Annotated in this window: 12 protein-coding genes and 7 pseudogenes; 8 read left to right on the forward strand and 11 right to left on the reverse strand. The window is 41.3% G+C overall.

All coding sequences use genetic code 11. From position 1 onward, the window contains the following. Positions 1-98: 98 nt before the first annotated feature. Together GFC28_RS15440 and GFC28_RS15445 are read right to left on the reverse strand one after the other, a co-directional pair. Positions 99-374: a cytosolic protein gene (locus tag GFC28_RS15440; RefSeq protein ID WP_369818726.1), complete on the reverse strand. Its 276-nt coding sequence runs from the start codon at positions 372-374 to the stop codon at positions 99-101. A gap of 126 nt (positions 375-500) precedes the next feature. Continuing rightward, positions 501-767: a DUF3055 domain-containing protein gene (locus GFC28_RS15445; protein WP_044742337.1), complete on the reverse strand. Its 267-nt coding sequence runs from the start codon at positions 765-767 to the stop codon at positions 501-503. 116 nt (positions 768-883) lie between these two features. On the opposite strand from GFC28_RS15445, the gene GFC28_RS15450 reads away from it, so the two are divergent. From GFC28_RS15450 to GFC28_RS15460, 3 genes are all read left to right on the forward strand, one after another. Then, positions 884-1321: a DUF86 domain-containing protein gene (locus GFC28_RS15450; protein WP_044742336.1), complete on the forward strand. Its 438-nt coding sequence runs from the start codon at positions 884-886 to the stop codon at positions 1319-1321. An 83-nt stretch (positions 1322-1404) separates the two neighbouring features. Beyond that, positions 1405-2043: a helix-turn-helix transcriptional regulator gene (locus tag GFC28_RS15455; protein WP_044742342.1), complete on the forward strand. Its 639-nt coding sequence runs from the start codon at positions 1405-1407 to the stop codon at positions 2041-2043. 332 nt (positions 2044-2375) lie between these two features. Then, positions 2376-3146, forward strand: a complete 771-nt coding sequence (locus tag GFC28_RS15460) for a TIGR01457 family HAD-type hydrolase (protein ID WP_044742341.1) — start codon at positions 2376-2378, stop codon at positions 3144-3146. A 244-nt stretch (positions 3147-3390) separates the two neighbouring features. Here the strand turns inward: GFC28_RS15460 and GFC28_RS15465 are convergent, their stop codons facing one another. Then, entirely contained in the window at positions 3391-3876 is a 486-nt protein-coding gene (locus GFC28_RS15465; RefSeq protein ID WP_044742335.1) for a phosphatidylglycerophosphatase A family protein, read from the reverse strand. A 418-nt stretch (positions 3877-4294) separates the two neighbouring features. Here GFC28_RS15465 and yutH point away from each other — a divergent pair, with 418 nt between their 5' ends. After that, complete coding sequence (gene yutH, locus GFC28_RS15470) at positions 4295-5299, forward strand: spore coat putative kinase YutH (RefSeq protein ID WP_044742334.1); 1005 nt, start codon at positions 4295-4297, stop codon at positions 5297-5299. Positions 5300-5566: 267 nt separating this feature from the next. Next, positions 5567-6562 carry a 2-hydroxyacid dehydrogenase gene (locus GFC28_RS15475; RefSeq protein WP_044742333.1) on the forward strand — a complete coding sequence of 332 codons (996 nt, stop codon included), beginning with the start codon at positions 5567-5569 and terminating at the stop codon, positions 6560-6562. A gap of 21 nt (positions 6563-6583) precedes the next feature. Here GFC28_RS15475 and GFC28_RS15480 read toward each other — a convergent pair. After that, positions 6584-7456: pseudogene (locus GFC28_RS15480) on the reverse strand (IS1182 family transposase); the annotation flags it as partial. Between the two features lie 163 nt (positions 7457-7619). Then, a pseudogene (locus GFC28_RS15485) lies at positions 7620-8785 on the reverse strand (IS256 family transposase). A 128-nt stretch (positions 8786-8913) separates the two neighbouring features. On the opposite strand from GFC28_RS15485, the gene GFC28_RS15490 reads away from it, so the two are divergent. Continuing rightward, the gene (locus GFC28_RS15490) at positions 8914-10284 is read left to right on the forward strand and encodes a lipase family protein (RefSeq protein WP_044742527.1); all 1371 of its coding nucleotides are present in this window, start codon (positions 8914-8916) and stop codon (positions 10282-10284) included. 181 nt (positions 10285-10465) lie between these two features. On the opposite strand, the pseudogene GFC28_RS15495 reads toward GFC28_RS15490, so the two are convergent. Further along, a pseudogene (locus GFC28_RS15495) lies at positions 10466-10804 on the reverse strand (ATP-binding protein); the annotation flags it as partial. Positions 10805-10890: 86 nt separating this feature from the next. On the opposite strand from GFC28_RS15495, the gene tnpC reads away from it, so the two are divergent. Beyond that, entirely contained in the window at positions 10891-12339 is a 1449-nt protein-coding gene (tnpC, locus tag GFC28_RS15500) for an IS66 family transposase (protein ID WP_044742528.1), read from the forward strand. A gap of 42 nt (positions 12340-12381) precedes the next feature. On the opposite strand, the pseudogene GFC28_RS15505 reads toward tnpC, so the two are convergent. From GFC28_RS15505 to GFC28_RS15525, 5 genes and pseudogenes are all read right to left on the reverse strand, one after another. After that, positions 12382-12834: pseudogene (locus tag GFC28_RS15505) on the reverse strand (ATP-binding protein); the annotation flags it as partial. Continuing rightward, a complete protein-coding gene (locus GFC28_RS20125) occupies positions 12831-13529 on the reverse strand; it encodes a hypothetical protein (RefSeq protein WP_082063584.1) in 699 nt (232 codons plus the stop codon). The pseudogene GFC28_RS15505 and the gene GFC28_RS20125, both read right to left, overlap by 4 nt. Continuing rightward, positions 13522-14412 carry an IS21 family transposase gene (istA, locus tag GFC28_RS20130; RefSeq protein WP_082063585.1) on the reverse strand — a complete coding sequence of 297 codons (891 nt, stop codon included), beginning with the start codon at positions 14410-14412 and terminating at the stop codon, positions 13522-13524. Before istA ends, GFC28_RS20125 begins: the two co-directional genes overlap by 8 nt. 849 nt (positions 14413-15261) lie before the next feature. Then, a pseudogene (locus GFC28_RS20325) lies at positions 15262-16433 on the reverse strand (ISL3 family transposase). A 724-nt stretch (positions 16434-17157) separates the two neighbouring features. Next, a pseudogene (locus GFC28_RS15525) lies at positions 17158-18845 on the reverse strand (IS1182 family transposase). Positions 18846-19222: 377 nt separating this feature from the next. Between GFC28_RS15525 and GFC28_RS15530 the strand changes: the two are divergent. Next, a pseudogene (locus GFC28_RS15530) lies at positions 19223-20301 on the forward strand (IS256 family transposase). The last annotated feature ends 68 nt before the right edge of the window (positions 20302-20369 follow it).

Genomic DNA, 20369 nt, shown 5'->3' on the forward strand with positions numbered 1-20369 from the left:
AAGTTCATAAGCGGATGGGCGAAGAGAGGGGCTCAGAATGAAAGCGTTGGTCAATAGGATGGCTATCTCAAGAGATATGAGATAGCCATGTTTTTTCGTTAGTCATTAAGCTGATCATACGGAGGTTGTTCATCCCTCGCCGGATCATCATGAGGTGGATGGGCTCCTGGATATTGGCGTGGAATATTTTGATGGAACGCTTTATATTCATAATTAAAGTTGCTGTAATAGCGTTGTCCTTCATGCCAAGGTGTACTTTTATTTTGGACAGGTTCCTCTTTCCTGATGGGCGATCCGTATGGACCATCGGGAAATTCTTCAGATGTCAGAAAGTCTCTCCGTTTTTCGACACTGGAAAAGTCCGTATAAGGCATTTTGTTCATCCTCCTTCATCTAAGGGGATGTTTATAATATGCCCCTAAAATGAACACGATATGAATAACGGAAGCAAAAATGTCTCTCCGCTTTGTTACAGGCAGGAGACTTCTCGGTGGATGGGGTTAAATCACCTCAAACAAGAAAGAACGCAAATCGTCGGCATCTTCTTCACTTAATTGGTAAGCATGTTCTAAATAGCCTGGCTCTTCAAGATCATCCTGCCCGATAATGGCAAACCGATTACCTTGCATATCCAGAACGAGATATTTTCCATAAAAGCGGTCGGTTTGAACGATCGCTAAGTCAAAACGCTGCCGTTGGCCAAGGAAGCTAACAAATCTTGTCTTGGATTCAACGGCATCATCATATAAAAAAAATCGTTCACTCATGCGTTGCACCTCCAAAAAAGTCGATACATTCATCTTACCAGACGTTTATGCGATTTGTCTCCGTTTGTTATAATACACTATAAAGGGGTTTAATTGAAAAGGGAGGCCAGGATGACATGTATTTTGTTGATCGCACTAAAATTGAAGCAACCTTATGCTATATGGAACGGCTATTAAGGATTTATGAACAACAGGCGGAATGGGAGGGAGAAATTGCCCAGCTCGCATTTGAACGTATTGCCCATCTTTGTATTGATGCCGTGCTTGATGTAGGAAATGCGATGATTGATGGCTTTATTATGCGAGATCCAGGCAGTTATGAGGATATCATTGATATTTTAACAGATGAGAAAGTCATCACAAGCGCTCAAGCTCAAGAGTTAAAAGCCATTATTCAATACCGGAAAATGCTTGTGCAGCAGTATACAGAACAAAACCATTCCGAGCTGCTTGAAATATTCCGACGGGCGCTGCCAGCTTTGCAGTCGTATCCAGCTTCGATTCGCATATACTTAGAAAATGAACTTGGGCCTGTTTCAGCGTTTCGCAATTGATCATTGATTTTTGAAACTTTTTTGTTTAAAAATTGTGTAAATGTCAGAAATAACGTAAAATGAGGGAGAGGACGGTGAACGAGATGAATAATCAATCCTCTTCCACGAAACAGCAATTGCTGCAGCTGTTGAAAATAGAAAAACGGCTGACCGCGGGTGAACTAGCCAAGCGGCTAGAAGTGAGTGAGATGGCTGTGCGCCGCCACCTTCATACATTGGAGCGCGACGGTCTTGTTCAGGCAACGCTTGTTCGCCAAGCGATGGGAAGACCAACGAATGTATATGAGCTGTCGGAGAAAGGGGAAGAACGTTTTCCGCAGCATTATAAACAGCTCACGATGGACTTGCTCAAGGAGCTGGAGCATGTAGCGGGAGCCGAAATGCTGGAAAGGCTTTTTCGAGCGAGGACCGAACGGCTCAAAGCAACATATGAGCGTGATTTTCAGAAGAAAACATTTGAACAAAAAATGAAGCGGCTCTTAAAGCTGCAAAATGAGCAAGGATATATGGCAAAAGTCAAGAGGGATGAAGACGGAACGTACCATCTCATTGCGTATCATTGTCCCATTTCTGAAGTGGCTAAAGAATATCATTCTGTTTGCTCGTGCGAACAGCAGCTTTTTCGCCAGCTTTTGGACACTTCCGAAGTTGTTTTACGCACTTGTATAACAAAAGGAGACGACAGGTGCCACTATCAAATAAAAGAACAGACAGGTGAATGATCAAAAACAAGAACGCTCTATTTATGCAATAAAGGGCGTTTTTGTTTTTGCGTTCAGGCTCTTGATCGAATGGATGTTAGTATAAGTGTCGCCGTTTCATAAGGAGCGTATATTTTGTCATTCCAGCGGATTTGTTGTTAATATAACCTTGTTTTACGGTTGTAATGTTTCCTGCAACTCACTCTCTACATCGAGGAGTCACAAATGGAGTGTCAACGGTTTTCTCCCTGTCCTTATGAACATCATGCAAAAAAAGAAAGGAGGAAGGCGCATCCCTCTCTCCCTTACTCCCTCTAATTGTTGGAGCGGGGGGCTCCTGCGCCAAAAATATGATGAAGAACTATAAAGGCTATTTAATTGATCTAGACGGAACCATGTACCGTGGAACAGAATGTATTGCAGAAGCAAGAGAATTTGTAAAAGAGCTGCATCGGAGAAATATTCCTTATTTATTTGTTACCAATAATTCCTCACGCACGCCAATGCAGGTGGCTGAAAAGCTGAATTCATTTGATATTCCAGCGACTGAACAACAGATTTTCACAACAAGCCAAGCGACAGCGAACTATATTTTTGAACAAAAACCGGACGCTTCGGTCTATATCGTTGGTGAGGACGGAATTCGTGAAGCCTTAAAAGAGAAAGGATTTACATTTGCATCAGAGGATGCTGAATTTGTTGTAATGGGCATTGACCGCACGATTACATATGAAAAGCTGGCCATCGCTTGTTTGGCTGTGCGCAATGGCGCTACATTTATTTCGACTAACGGTGATATCGCGATTCCTACAGAGCGCGGGCTGTTGCCTGGGAATGGATCATTGACAGCTGTGGTCGCCGTTTCTACGCAAGTGTCCCCTATTTTTATTGGTAAGCCCGAAAAAATCATTATGGAACAGGCATTAAAGGTTCTAGGAGTGCCGAGAGAAGAAACATTAATGATCGGTGACTATTATGATACGGATATTAAGGCAGGAATGAACGCAGGAATCGACACATTGCTTGTACACACTGGCGTTACTACAAAAGAATTGCTAAAGCAATATGACCAACAGCCAACTTACACGGCAGATTCGCTTCAAGAGTGGCTGGAAAGGCTTTGATGTGCCGATGCTCCATTCATAGCTCAAGGTCGAGAGAAGAAGTATACCATGAAAAAGGGTGCCTGTTCATTCAGGCACCCTTTCTGATGAATGCAGAAATAGGCAATGGATAGCCCATATGAAGCTTTGCCCCCTTCACTCTGTTTAGAGGAGGAGATAAAACATTACGATAATCACCTAATAATAGGCATTTTCTTTTGTTTTGTATAAACATCAAGAATGGAATGCTCCGCTAACATTCGCTTTATTTTTTTTCATAGGCAGCACGGTGTGCCAAGCGGCTTGAAGCTGCTGCTGCGATGGCTCCGACAATGTCATCTAAAAAGGTATGGCATTTTCCCGTTGATTTATCATTCAAATATTGGAGAATCCCCGGTTTTTGTTTATCAATGTAGCCGTAATTGGTAAAGCCAATCGATCCGTATACATTCACAATCGATAAGGCGAGAATTTCATCTACTCCGTATAGTCCTTCATCTCGATGGATGATGGATTGAAGAGGTTCTTCCAGCATCCCTTTTTCCGCTAATACATCCAGCTGTATTCCTGTCAGAATCGCATTTTGAACTTCACGTTTGGAAAGAACACGATTCACATTTTCAATGCATTCTTCCATTTTTAAGTTTGGATGGTATTTGGATTGTAGATAGTATACTAAGTCAGCAATATCTTCGATTTTGACGCCACGTTTTTCTAACCAATTGCGAGCGGTTTGTTCGAGATTTTCCATTGATTTCACCTATTTCTTTTATAAAGTGTTTTGTATTGTATATGTTTGCTGCCGTGTAAACGTGTCTAATTTATGCCTGATATCAAGGGTGTTGATAGTTAGACCGCTTCATTGCAGCCTGTCTGCCAGCCAGACATCGATGATTAGCTGCCTTTTTGAAAATAAACAGCGATGGCTGTCTGCTTTGCTTGTATTTTGATCAATGAAAGCATCGCTTTGTTTTTTCCCGGTCAAGCTCATACCATACTGTCACAATGTTTTAGCAAAACAGAGGGAAATCCATCTCCATTGAATTTGTTAGTATTATACTCAAAAAGCGAAATAGGGCGCAAATATTTTATGTTTATGCTGGCTCGACAGATTATACAAATTTTTCTTATGCTCTCCTCATATACTTTGTTGAAGGAGGATGAGAACTGTGCGTGAGGTCATTAACGATGAATACGGGCTAAGTATAGAGCAGACAGAGAAGATGGGAGAGTATGATACATTTCTATTCAAAAATGAACGATATATGATTGTTCCTGTTGAACAGCGAACGGGTGAGGAAGTTAATGAGTTGTATCAGATGGGAATGTACTTACACGCAAAAGGAGATCTGTCAGTCGCTTCTTTTGTACAGACCAAAACAGGTACGATCATAGCTTATCATCAAGACCGGCCTTTTGTTGTTCTGCGCATTTATCCGCATGTATATACGCGAACGATTCCAATTGGCAAGGAATTAGCAAAGATGCATGAACAGGGGCGGCATTTTCCAGCCTATATTGCCCACTGTAAGCGAATTGGTCGATGGAAGGAGTTGTGGGGGCAAAGGCTTGATCAGATGGAAGATTTTTGGAGGGAAAAAGTAAAGGTGCCACGAGAAACAGAGTTTGAGCAGCTATTTATTGAATCCTTCCCATATTATATGGGACTTACGGAAAATGCTATTCAATACATCACGGATACGGAACTGGATGAAAAGCCGTATTTTGTTGATTCGGCTACCATTTGCCATGAACGAATTGCCCATACCCTTTGGGCTGAAGGAAGAGAGGTCAAGCTACCGACAGATTGGGTATATGATCATTGCGCGCGCGATTTGGCAGAATGGGTGCGAGCCTTATATATGAAAGAAGGAAGAAGCGATGATGAGCAAATTCGCCGTTTTTTCCGTGAGTACGAACGTTTGACGCCGTTGTCCGCTTTTGCTTGGCGGCTTATCTATGCCCGTTTAGTATTTCCGCTTCACTATTTTGAATGCATTGAAGGCTATTATTCCGCCAATAAAGAGGAAGAAAGGCATGGACGGGAACAGATGCTTCGCACCATTTTGGCCAATACAAGAAACTATGAGCAGTTTTTAGCCACTTTTTATGACCGGCTTGAGCTTGTTCGCCGCTTCCGGTTGCCAACCATTAAATGGCTATCGCCTGCCTAGCCTTTTATATATGAGAAGAGCATCCTATAGACATGCACGGTCGGCAAGCCAATCGGCTTGCCGACTTCAGCAGAAAAGCGAGAACTCCAGCCCTGTTCATTGGTTTGTTTTGAATCATCAATACCTATGCTTTTATAAAAATGTGATGTATTTAATTGGCTTGCTTCTGTGATTGTAAGGCCAATCGATCAAGAGAAATCTTTTTTTTCGTTTTGTTTATGATAAGATGAAAAAGAAAGATGATCGTATAAGGAAGGAGACGGGGCAATAGTGAAGCCGTATGTTTTTATTACGAGAAAATTGCCAGATGACATCATTGCACCTCTCAAGGAATATGCGGAAGTGACGATGTGGCCTTACGAAGATGTAGCTGTATCAAGAGAAGTTTTGTTGGAGGAAGCGACGAAAGCGGATGCGCTATTAACGATGCTTTCAGAGCAAATCGATAGGGAAATAATGGAAGTTGGGAAATCGTTGAAGGTTGTCGCCAACTTAGCTGTCGGTTTTGATAATATTGATGTCTCACTGGCAACGGAGAAGGGAATCGCCATTTGTAATACACCAGATGTATTAACGGATACAACCGCGGATTTAACCTTTGCGTTATTGTTAGCTGCTGCGCGTCGTATGGTAGAGGCTGCTGAATTTATCAAAAGCGGCGAATGGAAAAGCTGGAGCCCTTTTCTATTGGCGGGAACGGATGTTCATCATAAGACGATTGGAATTGTTGGAATGGGGAAAATCGGCCAAGCGGTGGCCAAACGCGCTGCAGGGTTTGACATGAACATTTTATATCACAACCGGTCGAGAAACGAGCAGGCGGAAGCGCAGCTTGGCGCAGTCTATTGTTCTTTTTCCGAGCTTTTGCAGCAATCTGATTTTATCGTTTGCTTGACTCCTTTAACGAAGGAAACCCGGCACCTCTTTAATCGTTCCGCTTTTCAAATGATGAAGCGTTCCGCGATTTTTATCAATGCGTCAAGAGGGGCGGTTGTCGACGAAGATGCCTTGTACGAGGCGCTTGTTCAACAAGAGATTGCAGGTGCAGGATTGGATGTGTTTACAAAAGAACCTATTGATCCTTCTCATCCGTTGCTTTCCTTAAAAAATGTCGTGGCCTTGCCTCATATTGGCAGTGCAAGCGTTGAAACGCGCTGTAACATGATGGAATTATGCTGCCAAAATATACTGGCTGTCTTAAAGGGCGAGACGCCAAAAACGCTTGTAAACAAAGAATGGTTACTCAACCACCACAATGCGTAATTCCCCGCATAGCGGGGAATTTCAGACTGTAGACAAAATAGGGTTCAGACTCAGTGTCTGAACCCTATTTTGATGAAAATAAGAGCCTAGATGTGAAAAAAATGAAGAGCCTTGAGTGGCCCTCCATAGCCATGTAGCTAGTTTTTTCAAATTCATGGCAGCACAAACAAGCATCGCCTGCATTGAAACTTTTTCCAGACCTCGATAAACTGTCCAACGCAGACCATGCTTCTCTTTCATATCTGCAAACACTCGTTCAATCGTTTCTTTTCTCCGAGCGTAGATTTTTTTGTTTTCTTCGGTATGTCTTAAATGTTCCGCTTCTTCATAATATCCTTGCCAAATGTGACGTGTTACAACCTTGATATGATTTTTACTTTGAGTGCATTGAGAGAGAAACGGACACTCTTGGCAAATCATTGGATTCGATTTGTATTCGCGTAGTCCTTTTCGATTCGTCGTCGAATACGTTAACACTTGGTGGTTCGGGCAAAGGTAACAGTCATTCGCTTCATCGTAAACAAAATCTTGTTTTCGAAAATAGCCTTTTTTCGTTTTCGGACGAGTATAAGGAAGAACCGGACGAACCTCTTCATCGATAAGCCGTTTCGCTACCGCAGGAGTTTTGTAACCCGCATCTAACGCCAAAGCCGAGGGTTTTCCCACTTTCTCTTTGACTCGATAAAAGAGCTCATGAAGGACTTGACTGTCATGGACATTGCTTGCCTTTACCACAGTGTGCAGGATAAATCCGTTATCCTCGCACATCGTATGAAACGAATAAGCAAAGACTCGTTCCCTTTCATTTTTGACAAATAATCCACTCTCAGGGTCCGTCGTACTGACTTTGACCTCCCGAACCTCTGGAGAAGATTCAGGAGGTAGAGGCTTTTTTCGGTACCGTCAAGAATTTTGTGTAATGTAAGATAGATAGGGTATCTCTGAAATGGATTTTAGAATAGAGAGGGGGGCTGTTTCCTCCACACAGGAGACTGAATATTCAGTCTCCTGTGTGGAAAGGGGGGATCCCCTTCTTTCGTCAATTTACAGTGTTTGGTTAGTGATAACGCTCTTCAAACATTCGCTCGAGGGCTTCATGAGCTTCGGCAAATCCTCGCAACCTTCTCCCTGCCCATTTCTCATTAAAATCTTGAACAGTCAAATACACGACTTTTTCAGCAGCTTCTAAACTGCTCAAACTGTTCATCGGCTTGAGACGTTTCCGAATCTCCTTGATCGTTCGTTCAATGGCATGGGTCGTGTAAATCACACTTCGAATACGGCTTGGATACTCCATAAATGTAAGGAGGACATCCCACTCATGGGCCCAAGATTGGACTTCTCTCGGATACTTGCTGGACCATTTCGACTCAAACTGTTGAAACATCTGGAACGCCATCTCCTTATTCGGCGCGCGATCAATCAGCTTGAGATCCTCTGCCACTTCAAATTGATCTTTTTTCCGAACACGATGTAAGGTATTACGTACTTTGTGAACGACACAGCGCTGCACATCGGTTTTCGGATAAACGGCTTTAAAGGCTTCCTCCAGTCCCGGAAGGCCATCAAATACACCAAGAAGTACTTCCTGTAATCCTCTCTTGTAGAGATTGTGGAGGATCTCTTGCCACCTATAGGCACTTTCTTGTCCTCCTACGAAGAAGTCGAGAATTTCACGATACCCTTCTTCGTTTACCCCTAACACGACATAAATGACCTCTTTTTCTACCGTATCTCGACGAAGTTTCACGTACAACCCATCCAGATATAAGACCGAATATCGCTTTTGTAGAGGACGTGTGTGCCATTTCGCAATGTCTTCCTTTACCACATCCGTGATATGACTAATCGTTGTTGGTGAGTAGGCATTTCCTAAAATTCGTTCAATAAACTTGCCAATCTCACGTGTACTCATGCCACTTTGATACATCTTGATGATGGCTTCCTCGAGCCAGCCGGTAGGGCGTTGGTAAGGGGGAACAACTGCGTTTGAAATTCCCCGTTTCGGTCTCTTGGGATCAAAAGACCTTCAATCCGGCCATATTGCGTATCTAGATTTCGTTGATAGTAGCCGTTTCTCATATTCGATGTTCCGGCTTGTTCTATTTCGAGGAAATTTTTTATTTCTTCCCGCATGATCCGTTCTAGTTTTTCCTTTACAAACTGACGAATGGCGTTTTCCAGTTGATTGACCCAGTCTACATTCGGTATACTTTTAGACATAGGTAGGGTTCTCCTTTCTCTAAGATTTTTGGCCAAATCAGAGAATACCCTACCTTTTTCTTTTGGTCTAGTAAAATGCTTTACACAAAATTTTATACATCATCGCTGGAACATCCTATTACATTAAAGTGAAAGGCTATAATAACGGTAGTGTATACGCTAGATTAAATATCACAAATGCACCTCCTAATTTTATTACAATGCAAGACAATAGTTACGTAGACCTTTCTATAGGAGCTAATGAAAAAAAGTACTTTAAATTTACTGCTCCAAGAACCGGATTCTACCGTTTCTACACTAGTTCATACCAACAAGATGGTACTATAAGTGATACAGTTGTCCGCTTATATTCGGATGAAAACTTAACCAATGAATTAGCATACTCAGATGATATGATTGAGAGTGTTTTTTCAAAAGTGACTTACGAGCTAACAGCTGGTGTAACGTATTATGTATCAGTTTCAGCTTTTGGTTCATCAGCCATTAATACTCGTTTCGCTATTAGCCCTAACTTACCTCTCTATATCAAAAAAGATGGTGAAACGGAAGAAACGCTAATCGGCTCATATAACGCTCAGAAGTACCCTTATGGTGATTTAATGTTAGACCTCGAGCATCTAACGGATGAATATGCTTCTTTAGTAGGTAATCAATATGTTGTAGAAGATGGAAAAGCTTATTTTACAAGACAGAGTTTAAGCTATAATATGGACATATTGCAGTATGAAGATCGCGTATTAATAATTGTTCCACCGGATCCACAGGTTATGGAAGCGGCTCAACCATATGAAGTACCGGATAGCGAAATGGAGACGTATGCAAATGCTTCTAACTGTACTGCATCAGCATGTGACTTTACCGTAGTTCTTGCGGCAGGTATGTTGACTAATTCTTCATATTTTAAAACGTTTATTCCTAAAATTATTAATAAATATGCATCAATTGGTAAGTCCGTACGTGTCGCAAATCCTATTTTTCCTTATGGAAAAACTGATGGTCTTCCGACATACCTATGGCCAACATTAGCATCTGTTCAATTACAAGCCATTATTTACGAGGCAGGTAATAGTGTACTACCTCAATACACTACTGGAACTAAAGTTCGTGATGCTGCTAAGAAGAATTATAGAGGTGGAAAGATTGTATTAATTGGACATAGCGGTGGAGGGGTTTCTTCTATCCGTGGAGCGCAATTATTAAAATCAGCAGGCTACTCTGTTCATGAAGTTGTACAGGTAGGCTCTCCTCATATGCCACTATCTTCTGATCTAGCTAGTAATACAACATTTATGAGAGATAGTAAAGTAAAAGATTGGGTAACAAAATTGGGTTTTTGGACAAATAAGCCTTACAGGATTGTGAATGTTCCACAGAAACCTCAGAAAAATCCGATTGATATTCACGCAAATTATTTTAGTGGATTGTCCTTTACTTTAAACGGAGTTACTACAACAAATGCTGATCAAACTCTTAATGCAATGTGGCCAAGCATAGATTAATAAAACAAGGGAGATGTCACGAGTAGCATCTCCCTTTATTGTCTCAAATACATTGGTTCATTTTTCTAATATATTATTTTTAGCCTACAAGCATAGACTTAAAATGAATAGTCCCCACAGAATATAAGGAGTCAAAAGAAAAAGCTGTAACCGTCAAGTAAAATTGAACACTTTTTGATCATTAATTTTGAACAGTTTTGTCACCAAAAATGGAAATTCTGTTTTTCATTCTGTAACTATCTCCACCCAAATGAATGACTTCTAAGCGATGAATAATTCTATCCAAAATGGCTATAGTAATCGCAGGATCACCTAATAATTCTCCCCATTCCGCAGGCCCTTTGTTGGACGTTAAGATGATAGAAGATTGATTATATAAGTCATTAATTAGGTGAAAAAAGAGATTGGCTTCTCTTTGATCCATGTCCATAAACATTAAGTCGTCAATAATGACGAGATTCGATTCCCTCAAACGTTTTAACCGAATTTGGGATTTACGAGTCATTTCTTCTGTTTGTAACTATTCAGCCACATGATCAAGTGAGTTGAATAGTTTTTGTATTTCTTGTCTATGATGTGAATACTCTAGACAAGGAGGTGAATCGCATGTTGACGGTACAACAAGCTGTATTTACAATGGAGAGCCTCATGGGCAAAATCCAACAACAAAACCAGTTCATTCATCAGCTCATCCAAGAAAATGAACAGTTGCGTCAGAAAAACAAGCACTTGAGCAAAGAAAATGAACGACTCAGAGGTCGCATTCAAGAGCTGGAAGCACGCACGAAAAAAAACAGCTCCAATAGCCATTTGCCCCCATCCTCTGACCGTTTTGCCCGCCCCCGTTCTTCACGTGAGCCATCTGGCAAAAAGCCAGGCGGACAAGAAGGACATCGTGGAACGACGCTCCGTCAAGTGGAACATCCGCATCATCGTGTCGTCCATCGTGTGAACATGTGTCAAGGATGTGGGGCTTCTTTGTGTGAAGTCCAGCCTTTCAAAGTCGATGTCCGTCAAGTGTTCGATCTCCCTCCTGTGACGATCAAGGTCACCCAACATGATCGTGAAGTGAAATCGTGTCCGCATTGCCAATGTGTCCAACAAGCCCCGTTCCCACCACACGTAACGAATCATGTGCAATATGGCCCGCGGCTCACTGCGCTCGCCGTTTATTTGCACCATATTCAATTGATTCCTTACAAACGTGTAGGTGATATGATCGAAGCGTTATATCAGCACTCGATCAGCACAGGGACTCTCGCCAATATGGTGAAACGAGGACATGAAGCGTTGGAGCCAAACATGGACATCATCGAAGAAGCTTTGCTGGATTCCAACATCTTGCATGTCGATGAAACGAGTTTGCGCATCGAAGGGAAACGGGCATGGGTTCATGTCGCGTGCACATCGAAATATACGTACTTGGCTCCTCACGCTTCCCGTGGAAAGAAAGCGACCGATGACATCGGGATTCTTCCACGATATAAAGGGACGATGATGCATGATGCGTTCGGTACGTACCCGAACTACACCGAAGCCACCCATGCCCTTTGTCACGCCCATCATTTGCGTGATCTGAAGAGCTTCATCGAACAAGGGCAGACATGGGCCATGCGCATGACCACCTTTCTGTTCGCTGCCAAGCAGGCGGTGGAAGTCCATCACGGTGCACTTCCTAACGAAGACACGAAACGATGGGAGCGTGTGTATGATCGCATCCTAGCGAAAGCACAGCACCGATTGGAAACGATGACGCCTCTCCCGAAAAAAGCACTTGCCTTTGTTGGACGGCTTCAAAAACGAAAGGAAGAAGCGCTGCGTTTCTTGCGGGAAGCTCATGTTCCCTTTGACAACAACCAAGCAGAACGGGATCTTCGCATGGTCAAAGTGAAAGAGAACATCTCGGGCACGTTTCGTGAAGAAGCATTCGCCCAGTCTTTTTGTATCGCAAGAAGCATCGTTTCCACACTCACGAAACACGAAAAAAACGTGTGGAACTCATTGTGTCGTCTGTTGAAAGGCGAAACACTCGATGATATTCTTTCTACTACTTAGGGCGTTTTCTATAACAGAAATGCCCTATTTGTGCTGGGTTTCTTTACATACTATTACTTCTGTTTTCAGCGCATGAACTAATTCTCCCATCGTGATGAATGTAACCTTATATCCTTGATAGATTGCTTCCATCCCAATTCCTATCGCCAAATGTGTCTTACCCACACCTGGTGGTCCTAATAAAATCAAATTAAACAGCTGATCCAGCCATACCAGTTCACATAATTGCTGGAGTTGTCTTTTTGTTAATGATGGTTGCTCCTCCAGTTGAAATTCATCTAATGTTTTGTAGTATGGGAAAGACGCCCATTTTAAACGTCTTTCCCGTAATTTTTCCTCTCTTCGTTGTTGCTCATAACGTAACACATCATGCAAAAAACCTACATATGTCCGTTCCTCTGTTTCAGCTTTCTTTAATAGTATCGGTAAATGTGACGCTGTCTCTGTTAAATGCAATGCTCGTAAATTCTCCTGTACGTTCGTCAACTGGCTCATTTTCTTTTCCCCTCCAAAATGTGAATATATTCTTCGATATTCCTTTTGGCAGCTTGTGCATGCAACACAGAATGACCCTCTTCATGCAATGGTTGCGGTGATTGCACATTCACATGGGTTGTGTGCAACGTTACCTGGCGTTGCAAGTGACCGATGACGTCTGTAAACTCTGACGCACTATACAACCGTAGTTCCATGCATTGTTGCAGAGCTTGGCTACAAATGCATGCAGGATGTTGAGCCAGCTGAGTCTGGATGAGTTGTAATTGATCTCGCATATATCGCGGATAGGCTTTTCGAATATGGGCTAAAAATGCTTTCGCCACCTCCGGTTGCTCAAATTGATGGGCTACTCGTTCGATGTAAGCATCGATTCCCTTTGTACGATCACGCAAGTGATTACGGTTTTGAATCAGTTTCCCTTTTCCTTCGGCGATGCGATGTTTTCCTATGCATCTTTCTGTTTTAGGATCGTATATCCACAACTCTGTTTCTTCTTTCATGACGACCTGTACCGTTTTCCCAAAAGGAGTATACGTCCCAAGCGGAACCGTGTATCGATTGGATCGATATAAAATCGTGTTGTCCTTTCTTACCGTTCTTGTTATACTATTGGCTAGGGTAGATATTTCGGCGCGTGCCGAATCTAAAGCGAGAGAGATGGGGCGTAAGTGTGTTTTTTCCTGTTCAAACACATCGACCGGTCTCTTTTTTTGTTGTATTATGAATCCTCCCGTTTCCTGTTCTGTTCAGCCACTCCCACCCTTGTTCATTCCATAAATCCAAATGCAAAAAGGTACGATGTTTGGCAAAGTTGTGCTTAATAAAACCCACTACATTTTCAATTTTTCCCTTGCTTTCTGGATCTGCTTTTCTGCACACATGAAGCGTCAAGTTTCGCTGTCTACGATACACTTCAAACTCCGCCGTCAGAATGAGATCTCCTGCATTTTCGCTCACAACGATCAGATTGTCTTGATCGTAAACGAGTTCGCGTGGCATGCCTCCAAACCATTGAAAAGCTCGTTCATGTGCTTCGATCACATCCCTTGTCGTAAAAGGGCGATTCAACCATTCTTTATACTTGTAACGCGAGTGGGACAGAACAAAAGCGATAAAATACAACTGCACTTCTTTTCCTCGTTGATCTTTTACACGTATTTGACCGAAATCCACTTGTGCTTGTTCTCCCATCGGTGGGTCCGGAACAGCTTCATAGTGACGATAACATAGTTCTTTTGGTATCTTCCATTCTTCACGTAAATGCCGGACATATTGACGTACGGTACTCTCTCCAACCGAAAGGTTTGGATCACGTTCCTCTAACCAATCTTGTATCTGGGACGCTGAGATGTCTGGATGTTTCTGAATCCACTGTAAAATCATATCTCGATACGGATCTAATTTCCTTTGCCTTTGCTTTGTGGAAGCTAACCACCTCGTCATCTCTTCTGGTGACCGCTGAAGATAATGATATAAAGTTGTTCGGGATATGTTTAGCTTTTTAGCTACTGCAACTTTACTAAATCCCTGCTTTAACAGTTGGTAAATTTCCATGTACACTTCCCACTTATCCACCTTTCTTTTCCTCCTAGCAACTAAGTAGAATGTCAATATCTATCTTAGCTGTTAAGAGCGTTTTTGGTAAATAAGTGTCCAATTTTATTTGTCGGAAACTGTCCAGTTTAGTTTAGCAGTTACAAACCATAAATATTAAATGTTACCTGAATTTTCTGATGTATCTAAAAGCAAAACTAGAATGAGAGTAATAGGAGGGGAAAAGCAGAATTGACGCTATAATTACAAGTTTCATCCTTTTATAGTACCCGAAAAATTATTACAGCAATAATTCCTCCAATAAATTGTAAGCTAGCTAGAATTCATATAAATCTTTTCCTTATCTATTAAATATTTGGTTCTGTCATCATTCAATATTGATTTTAGGACATAAAAAATTCGTCTTGTAAAAGCTAGGTGTTTTCTTCTTCTATTACTATTACACGAACGCACTCGTTCATTAAACACACTATATTTAAGATTTATTACGCTTAAAAAGTTTTATAACGTTCGAATAGACACTGTAAACAAAGAAACACCAAACCATCCAAGGAAATATTATGTATAAGATATTCATGAGGTTACTAAGTATTTCATGCGGAGTTCTTTCCATAGTAAAACTATAATCATAAACGAATCCAATCCAATACAAAAGCAATAAACCACAGAAAGCTATGAAAGGAAATGTTCTTTTAGCTGTTGCCATCAATATCATGTTTACAACGATAAGAATGATTATTAAATTTGGATGTGTCATATAATCCACTACACTATCATTAGCATAAATGTCATTAGAATCACGCATTTCAAGTCACCACCGTAAAAAACAAAATTTCGGTTCATCACCAAAAGATGTACTTGATTTTTACGTTAACATATGATAGCAGTCTCTAAACGCACACGCAAAGCAAAGCGTTGGATATTTCGGTATCCATATCCCCGCCTTTTGATCAACTTGATTTTGTTGTTGATTCCTTCCATTGGGTCATTGGAATAAGGAAAAACGATGCAAGAAAGCACCGCCTCTTTTCGAGCGAGCAGCGCCTTGGTAATACTTTCGCACAGCCGCACATTCACTAAAGAGGTGGCGATCAAACCATTGTGCCAAACGAGTTTCGGCTTGTTTTCTTGTTGGACTTTTCGATACGTAACGGAAGTGCTGAAGAGTTTGATAGACATGGCGTAAATACGAACTTTCTTGACACCATTGTCGAACGTTCTGTCTCTCTTCTTCTGTCAACTTTTCTGGCCGTTGGCTCAATAATCGGCAAACACGGCGAACGCTTCCATGTTTCGTTCCACCTTTAGCAAGGTATTTACGGCAACGCTTGAGTGCATCGGTGAACAACTGAATGACATGGAAGTGATCGAGAACATGGATCTTGGACACACTTTTTGAATGGCTTTTCTCATGGCTGGAGCCAAATCACTGACGATATACTTCGCCGTTGAAGCGACAGGTTGAAGGACCTCTGCAATCGCTTCTTCATTCTTTCCTGAAGCCATAGACAGGGCACGCCGAGTTTGAGCATCCATCTACGGCTACTCCATAATCTTGTCCTTTACGGAAAGCGAATTCATCCACGCATACAACGGTCGAATCCGAAGTTGACAAACAAGCCGGGGTATATTGATAAAACCAACGTTCTACCGTTGTATAAGCAAGTTGTAAAAAGTGAGCGACTTCTTGAATCGTTTTTTCGATACAGAGCTGAGCGACCCACTGTTGAAACGATTCCGTTACGATACTGTGAGATGAAAGTCCCGGATAGGAAACGGTAAACGTAAGGGAACAAGTGGAGCAACGTCTTCTTTCAACAGGGAGTTCAATACAAAATAGACCGATTGTATGAGTATAGCCATGGATCCATTGCTTCCGTTTGGATGGATGACACTTTCGTTGTACGTCCGAAGCAAACGAGGCAGACCGGGCAATGCGGAGGAAGAGACAGTTCGAAAATCCAGCGATCTCCCTCTTTTCGTTCTCCTTGAATAAGAAAGTCTGGTAAATCGATAAAACCTTTGATCAACTGAGAATGCATGCGAAATTTCCTCCATGGTTGATGGTTTGGTCACCTTTATCATACAGGAAATTTCGCTTTTTTTGTATCTTTATGTACAAAAAAATTTAATTGTCAAGTACATTTTGTGGTGAAGAGCCAAAGTTTTATATTACTTCCATTTTAATCCGCAAACTGTGTTTTTTAAATATTTTTACAATTTAAACATCCCTTTTATCACTTTACATCTCGCACTTTCCTAAAAAAATTATATCCTGTTTTTTCAAAGTAAAAATGTCCTTTTCAGTGCGTTATCTTTTCGATAAAAACTCCCAATTTATTAGATTATTTTATTTTATGTTTACGAACAAAAAAGTCATTTAAAAACCACCCCTCTTAATTAATTTATCGAAGCAAGTCTCTTATATTGTTTTCCCTATTTAGAGTTTCGACATTAGCAAATAAATAACCTTTTTATTTAGGTTTAACCATTCATTACCTTATTCTCTATCCTGCTTCGTTGGTACAAAAAGAAAATTAAACGACTTTTTTGCATTTAAACAACATTTATGTAATTTAAACAACTTTTTTGTCACTCAACAACTATACCTATTTTGTTTTATGCAAAAAAATGGGGCTGTCTGATAAGTCCCTAAAATGAAGAGGCTGTCTCAAAATCGAAGAGTCAGCCCCCACAACACAATATATATGACATAATGTTGGATAAATGAGCTATATATTGTTAAACGCACGTGAGGTCAGACCCTTATGAGACAGCCCCTTTTGTATTTTTTCGATTTTTCTCCGAAAGTAGCTGGCGGATGCCTGCTACTTTCAGTATGTTGTGGGCTAATGCCACAATTCCAAACTCGACATGTACCTTGTCGAGACCCCGCAATGAAAATCTGCGGAACGACCGATTGCCCTTGATGTGACCGAACACACTTTCCACCTCGACTTTGCGTCGAGCATAGATGGCGGCTTTCTCTTCACATTCAAGGGCTGTTTTTGCCTTCGCTTTCATTTCTTCGAAGACGGTATTCCAGTGAACTTGACGATTGCCCTTCGCTTTCGTGCACTGCGCTTTTAATGGGCAATCTGTACAATCTTCACATTCGTATATTTTGAAGCTTTGCTCATAACCAGACGGATTCTTTTTGTTTTGATATTTTTTAAACGTTACTTTTCTTCCATTCGGGCAAATAAAACAATCATCCTCTTCACAATAGGTCCAGTTTTTCGCATTTTAATGTCCTTTTTGTATTTGCGTGTCTGTTCTTGTACATAGGATCCATAAGGAATGAGAAAATCAAATCGAGGCTCTTTCTCATCACCAATCGCATATACATAGTTTTCTTCACTGCCATATCCTGCATCTGCAATGACTGTTTTGGGCATCGGTAATGAAGTGGACGCTAGCTTCTCCAAATGTGGGATAAAGCAACGTGTATCGGTTGGTCGTTGATGAATGGTATAAAACAAGATAAACTGATTCTCTGTCCCGATTTGCACATTATACCCTGGCTTCAGTTGACCATTTTTCATATGATCTTCTTTCATTCGCATAAAAGTTGCGTCTTTATCCGTTTTTGAATAGCTGTTACGATCGCCAAAGATTTCGTTCTGCTCCTTGTATTTGGCTAGTCGAGGTAAAAAATTTTCTCGAATCAGTTTTAAAGGTTTTTTCCATTTCTTGCGTTCTGCTCGTTTTTCCTTCCGAACTTTTGTATCGGATTCCTGTTCGATTTCCTCTGTTAGGATTTCGACTTTTTCTTCTAATTTTTGAGCGATGGCTTCCAAGTTCTGTTCCGTGATTTCTGGATCTTCGTTCGCCTCTTTTTGTGCTGTTCCTGCTTCTAATTGGGTTAATTCTTGAATGTACTGAAGTGTTTCTTGAATTTTTTCTCTTAACTTCGCTTCCAATTTCGAGGTTGATTTTTTCCACATGAAAGAATACTTATTGGCATTGGCTTCCATCTTAGTACCATCCAAAAAGTAGTTTTCCATCGTGATGTAATTTTCTTCAATCAATTTCAGAATCATCGCTTCAAATAACTCATCCATCAAGGACTTCATCCGTTCTCCACGGAACTCATTGATCGTGCGGAAATCGGGTTGTTGCATCGCAGCTAACCACATGGCAGGAATATTTTCTTTTATTAGTTTTTCGATTCCTCGGCAGGAATAAACCTTTTGAGAATAAGCATACAGAATGATTTTCAGCATCATTTTGGGATGATAGGAACTTCTGCCGCCGCCTTTATAATGAGAAAACAATAGCTCATCTGGTACAGATTCAACCATTTCATCCACTACTCGTGCGACGTGATGTTCTGGTATGAGGGCTTCAATATCAAAAATAACTTGAATTTGACGGTTGTCATAGGGTTTAAAAGTAGGGGCTAATTGTCTTTTAGAGAGCTTTTTTTCCTCTGTTTCTGGAAAAAGTGTCATTTGCGTGTTATAATTTTCAGTAGTAATCATTTGATTGCTCATAAAAATCGTCCTTTCTGGAATGTTGTGGTGGTACCTTCATTTTACAGGATAGGACGATTTTTTTGTGTACTTTTTTAAAAAATAAAAAAAATAAGAGGGGCTTCAAAAAGTCAGTTACCCTGACTTTTTGGACAGCCCCATGCTGATGATGTATAAAATTTTGTGTAAAGCATTTTACTAGACCAAAAGAAAAAGGTAGGGTATTCTCTGATTTGGCCAAAAATCTTAGAGAAAGGAGAACCCTACCTATGTCTAAAAGTATACCGAATGTAGACTGGGTCAATCAACTGGAAAACGCCATTCGTCAGTTTGTAAAGGAAAAACTAGAACGGATCATGCGGGAAGAAATAAAAAATTTCCTCGAAATAGAACAAGCCGGAACATCGAATATGAGAAACGGCTACTATCAACGAAATCTAGATACGCAATATGGCCGGATTGAAGGTCTTTTGATCCCAAGAGACCGAAACGGGGAATTTCAAACGCAGTTGTTCCCCCTTACCAACGCCCTACCGGCTGGCTCGAGGAAGCCATCATCAAGATGTATCAAAGTGGCATGAGTACACGTGAGATTGGCAAGTTTATTGAACGAATTTTAGGAAATGCCTACTCACCAACAACGATTAGTCATATCACGGATGTGGTAAAGGAAGACATTGCGAAATGGCACACACGTCCTCTACAAAAGCGATATTCGGTCTTATATCTGGATGGGTTGTACGTGAAACTTCGTCGAGATACGGTAGAAAAAGAGGTCATTTATGTCGTGTTAGGGGTAAACGAAGAAGGGTATCGTGAAATTCTCGACTTCTTCGTAGGAGGACAAGAAAGTGCCTATAGGTGGCAAGAGATCCTCCACAATCTCTACAAGAGAGGATTACAGGAAGTACTTCTTGGTGTATTTGATGGCCTTCCGGGACTGGAGGAAGCCTTTAAAGCCGTTTATCCGAAAACCGATGTGCAGCGCTGTGTCGTTCACAAAGTACGTAATACCTTACATCGTGTTCGGAAAAAAGATCAATTTGAAGTGGCAGAGGATCTCAAGCTGATTGATCGCGCGCCGAATAAGGAGATGGCGTTCCAGATGTTTCAACAGTTTGAGTCGAAATGGTCCAGCAAGTATCCGAGAGAAGTCCAATCTTGGGCCCATGAGTGGGATGTCCTCCTTACATTTATGGAGTATCCAAGCCGTATTCGAAGTGTGATTTACACGACCCATGCCATTGAACGAACGATCAAGGAGATTCGGAAACGTCTCAAGCCGATGAACAGTTTGAGCAGTTTAGAAGCTGCTGAAAAAGTCGTGTATTTGACTGTTCAAGATTTTAATGAGAAATGGGCAGGGAGAAGGTTGCGAGGATTTGCCGAAGCTCATGAAGCCCTTCAACGAATGTTTGAAGAACGTTATTGTTAACCAAATGTTGTAAATAAACAACATTAGGGGATTCTCCCTTTCCGCACATAAGACTGAATATTCAGTCT

It is taken from the genome of Anoxybacillus sp. B2M1, from assembly GCF_001634265.1.
In the GTDB taxonomy this organism is placed as follows: Bacteria; Bacillota; Bacilli; order Bacillales; family Anoxybacillaceae; genus Anoxybacteroides; species Anoxybacteroides rupiense.

What these genes read in the sequence shown, in the direction of transcription:
- GFC28_RS15440 (WP_369818726.1), bottom strand. Translation starts at nt 374, where the DNA reads ATGCCTTATACGGACTTTTCCAGTGTCGAAAAACGGAGAGACTTTCTG.
- GFC28_RS15445 (WP_044742337.1), bottom strand. Translation starts at nt 767, where the DNA reads ATGAGTGAACGATTTTTTTTATATGATGATGCCGTTGAATCCAAGACA.
- GFC28_RS15450 (WP_044742336.1), top strand. Translation starts at nt 884, where the DNA reads ATGTATTTTGTTGATCGCACTAAAATTGAAGCAACCTTATGCTATATG.
- GFC28_RS15455 (WP_044742342.1), top strand. Translation starts at nt 1,405, where the DNA reads ATGAATAATCAATCCTCTTCCACGAAACAGCAATTGCTGCAGCTGTTG.
- GFC28_RS15460 (WP_044742341.1), top strand. Translation starts at nt 2,376, where the DNA reads ATGAAGAACTATAAAGGCTATTTAATTGATCTAGACGGAACCATGTAC.
- GFC28_RS15465 (WP_044742335.1), bottom strand. Translation starts at nt 3,876, where the DNA reads ATGGAAAATCTCGAACAAACCGCTCGCAATTGGTTAGAAAAACGTGGC.
- tnpC (WP_044742528.1), top strand. Translation starts at nt 10,891, where the DNA reads ATGTTGACGGTACAACAAGCTGTATTTACAATGGAGAGCCTCATGGGC.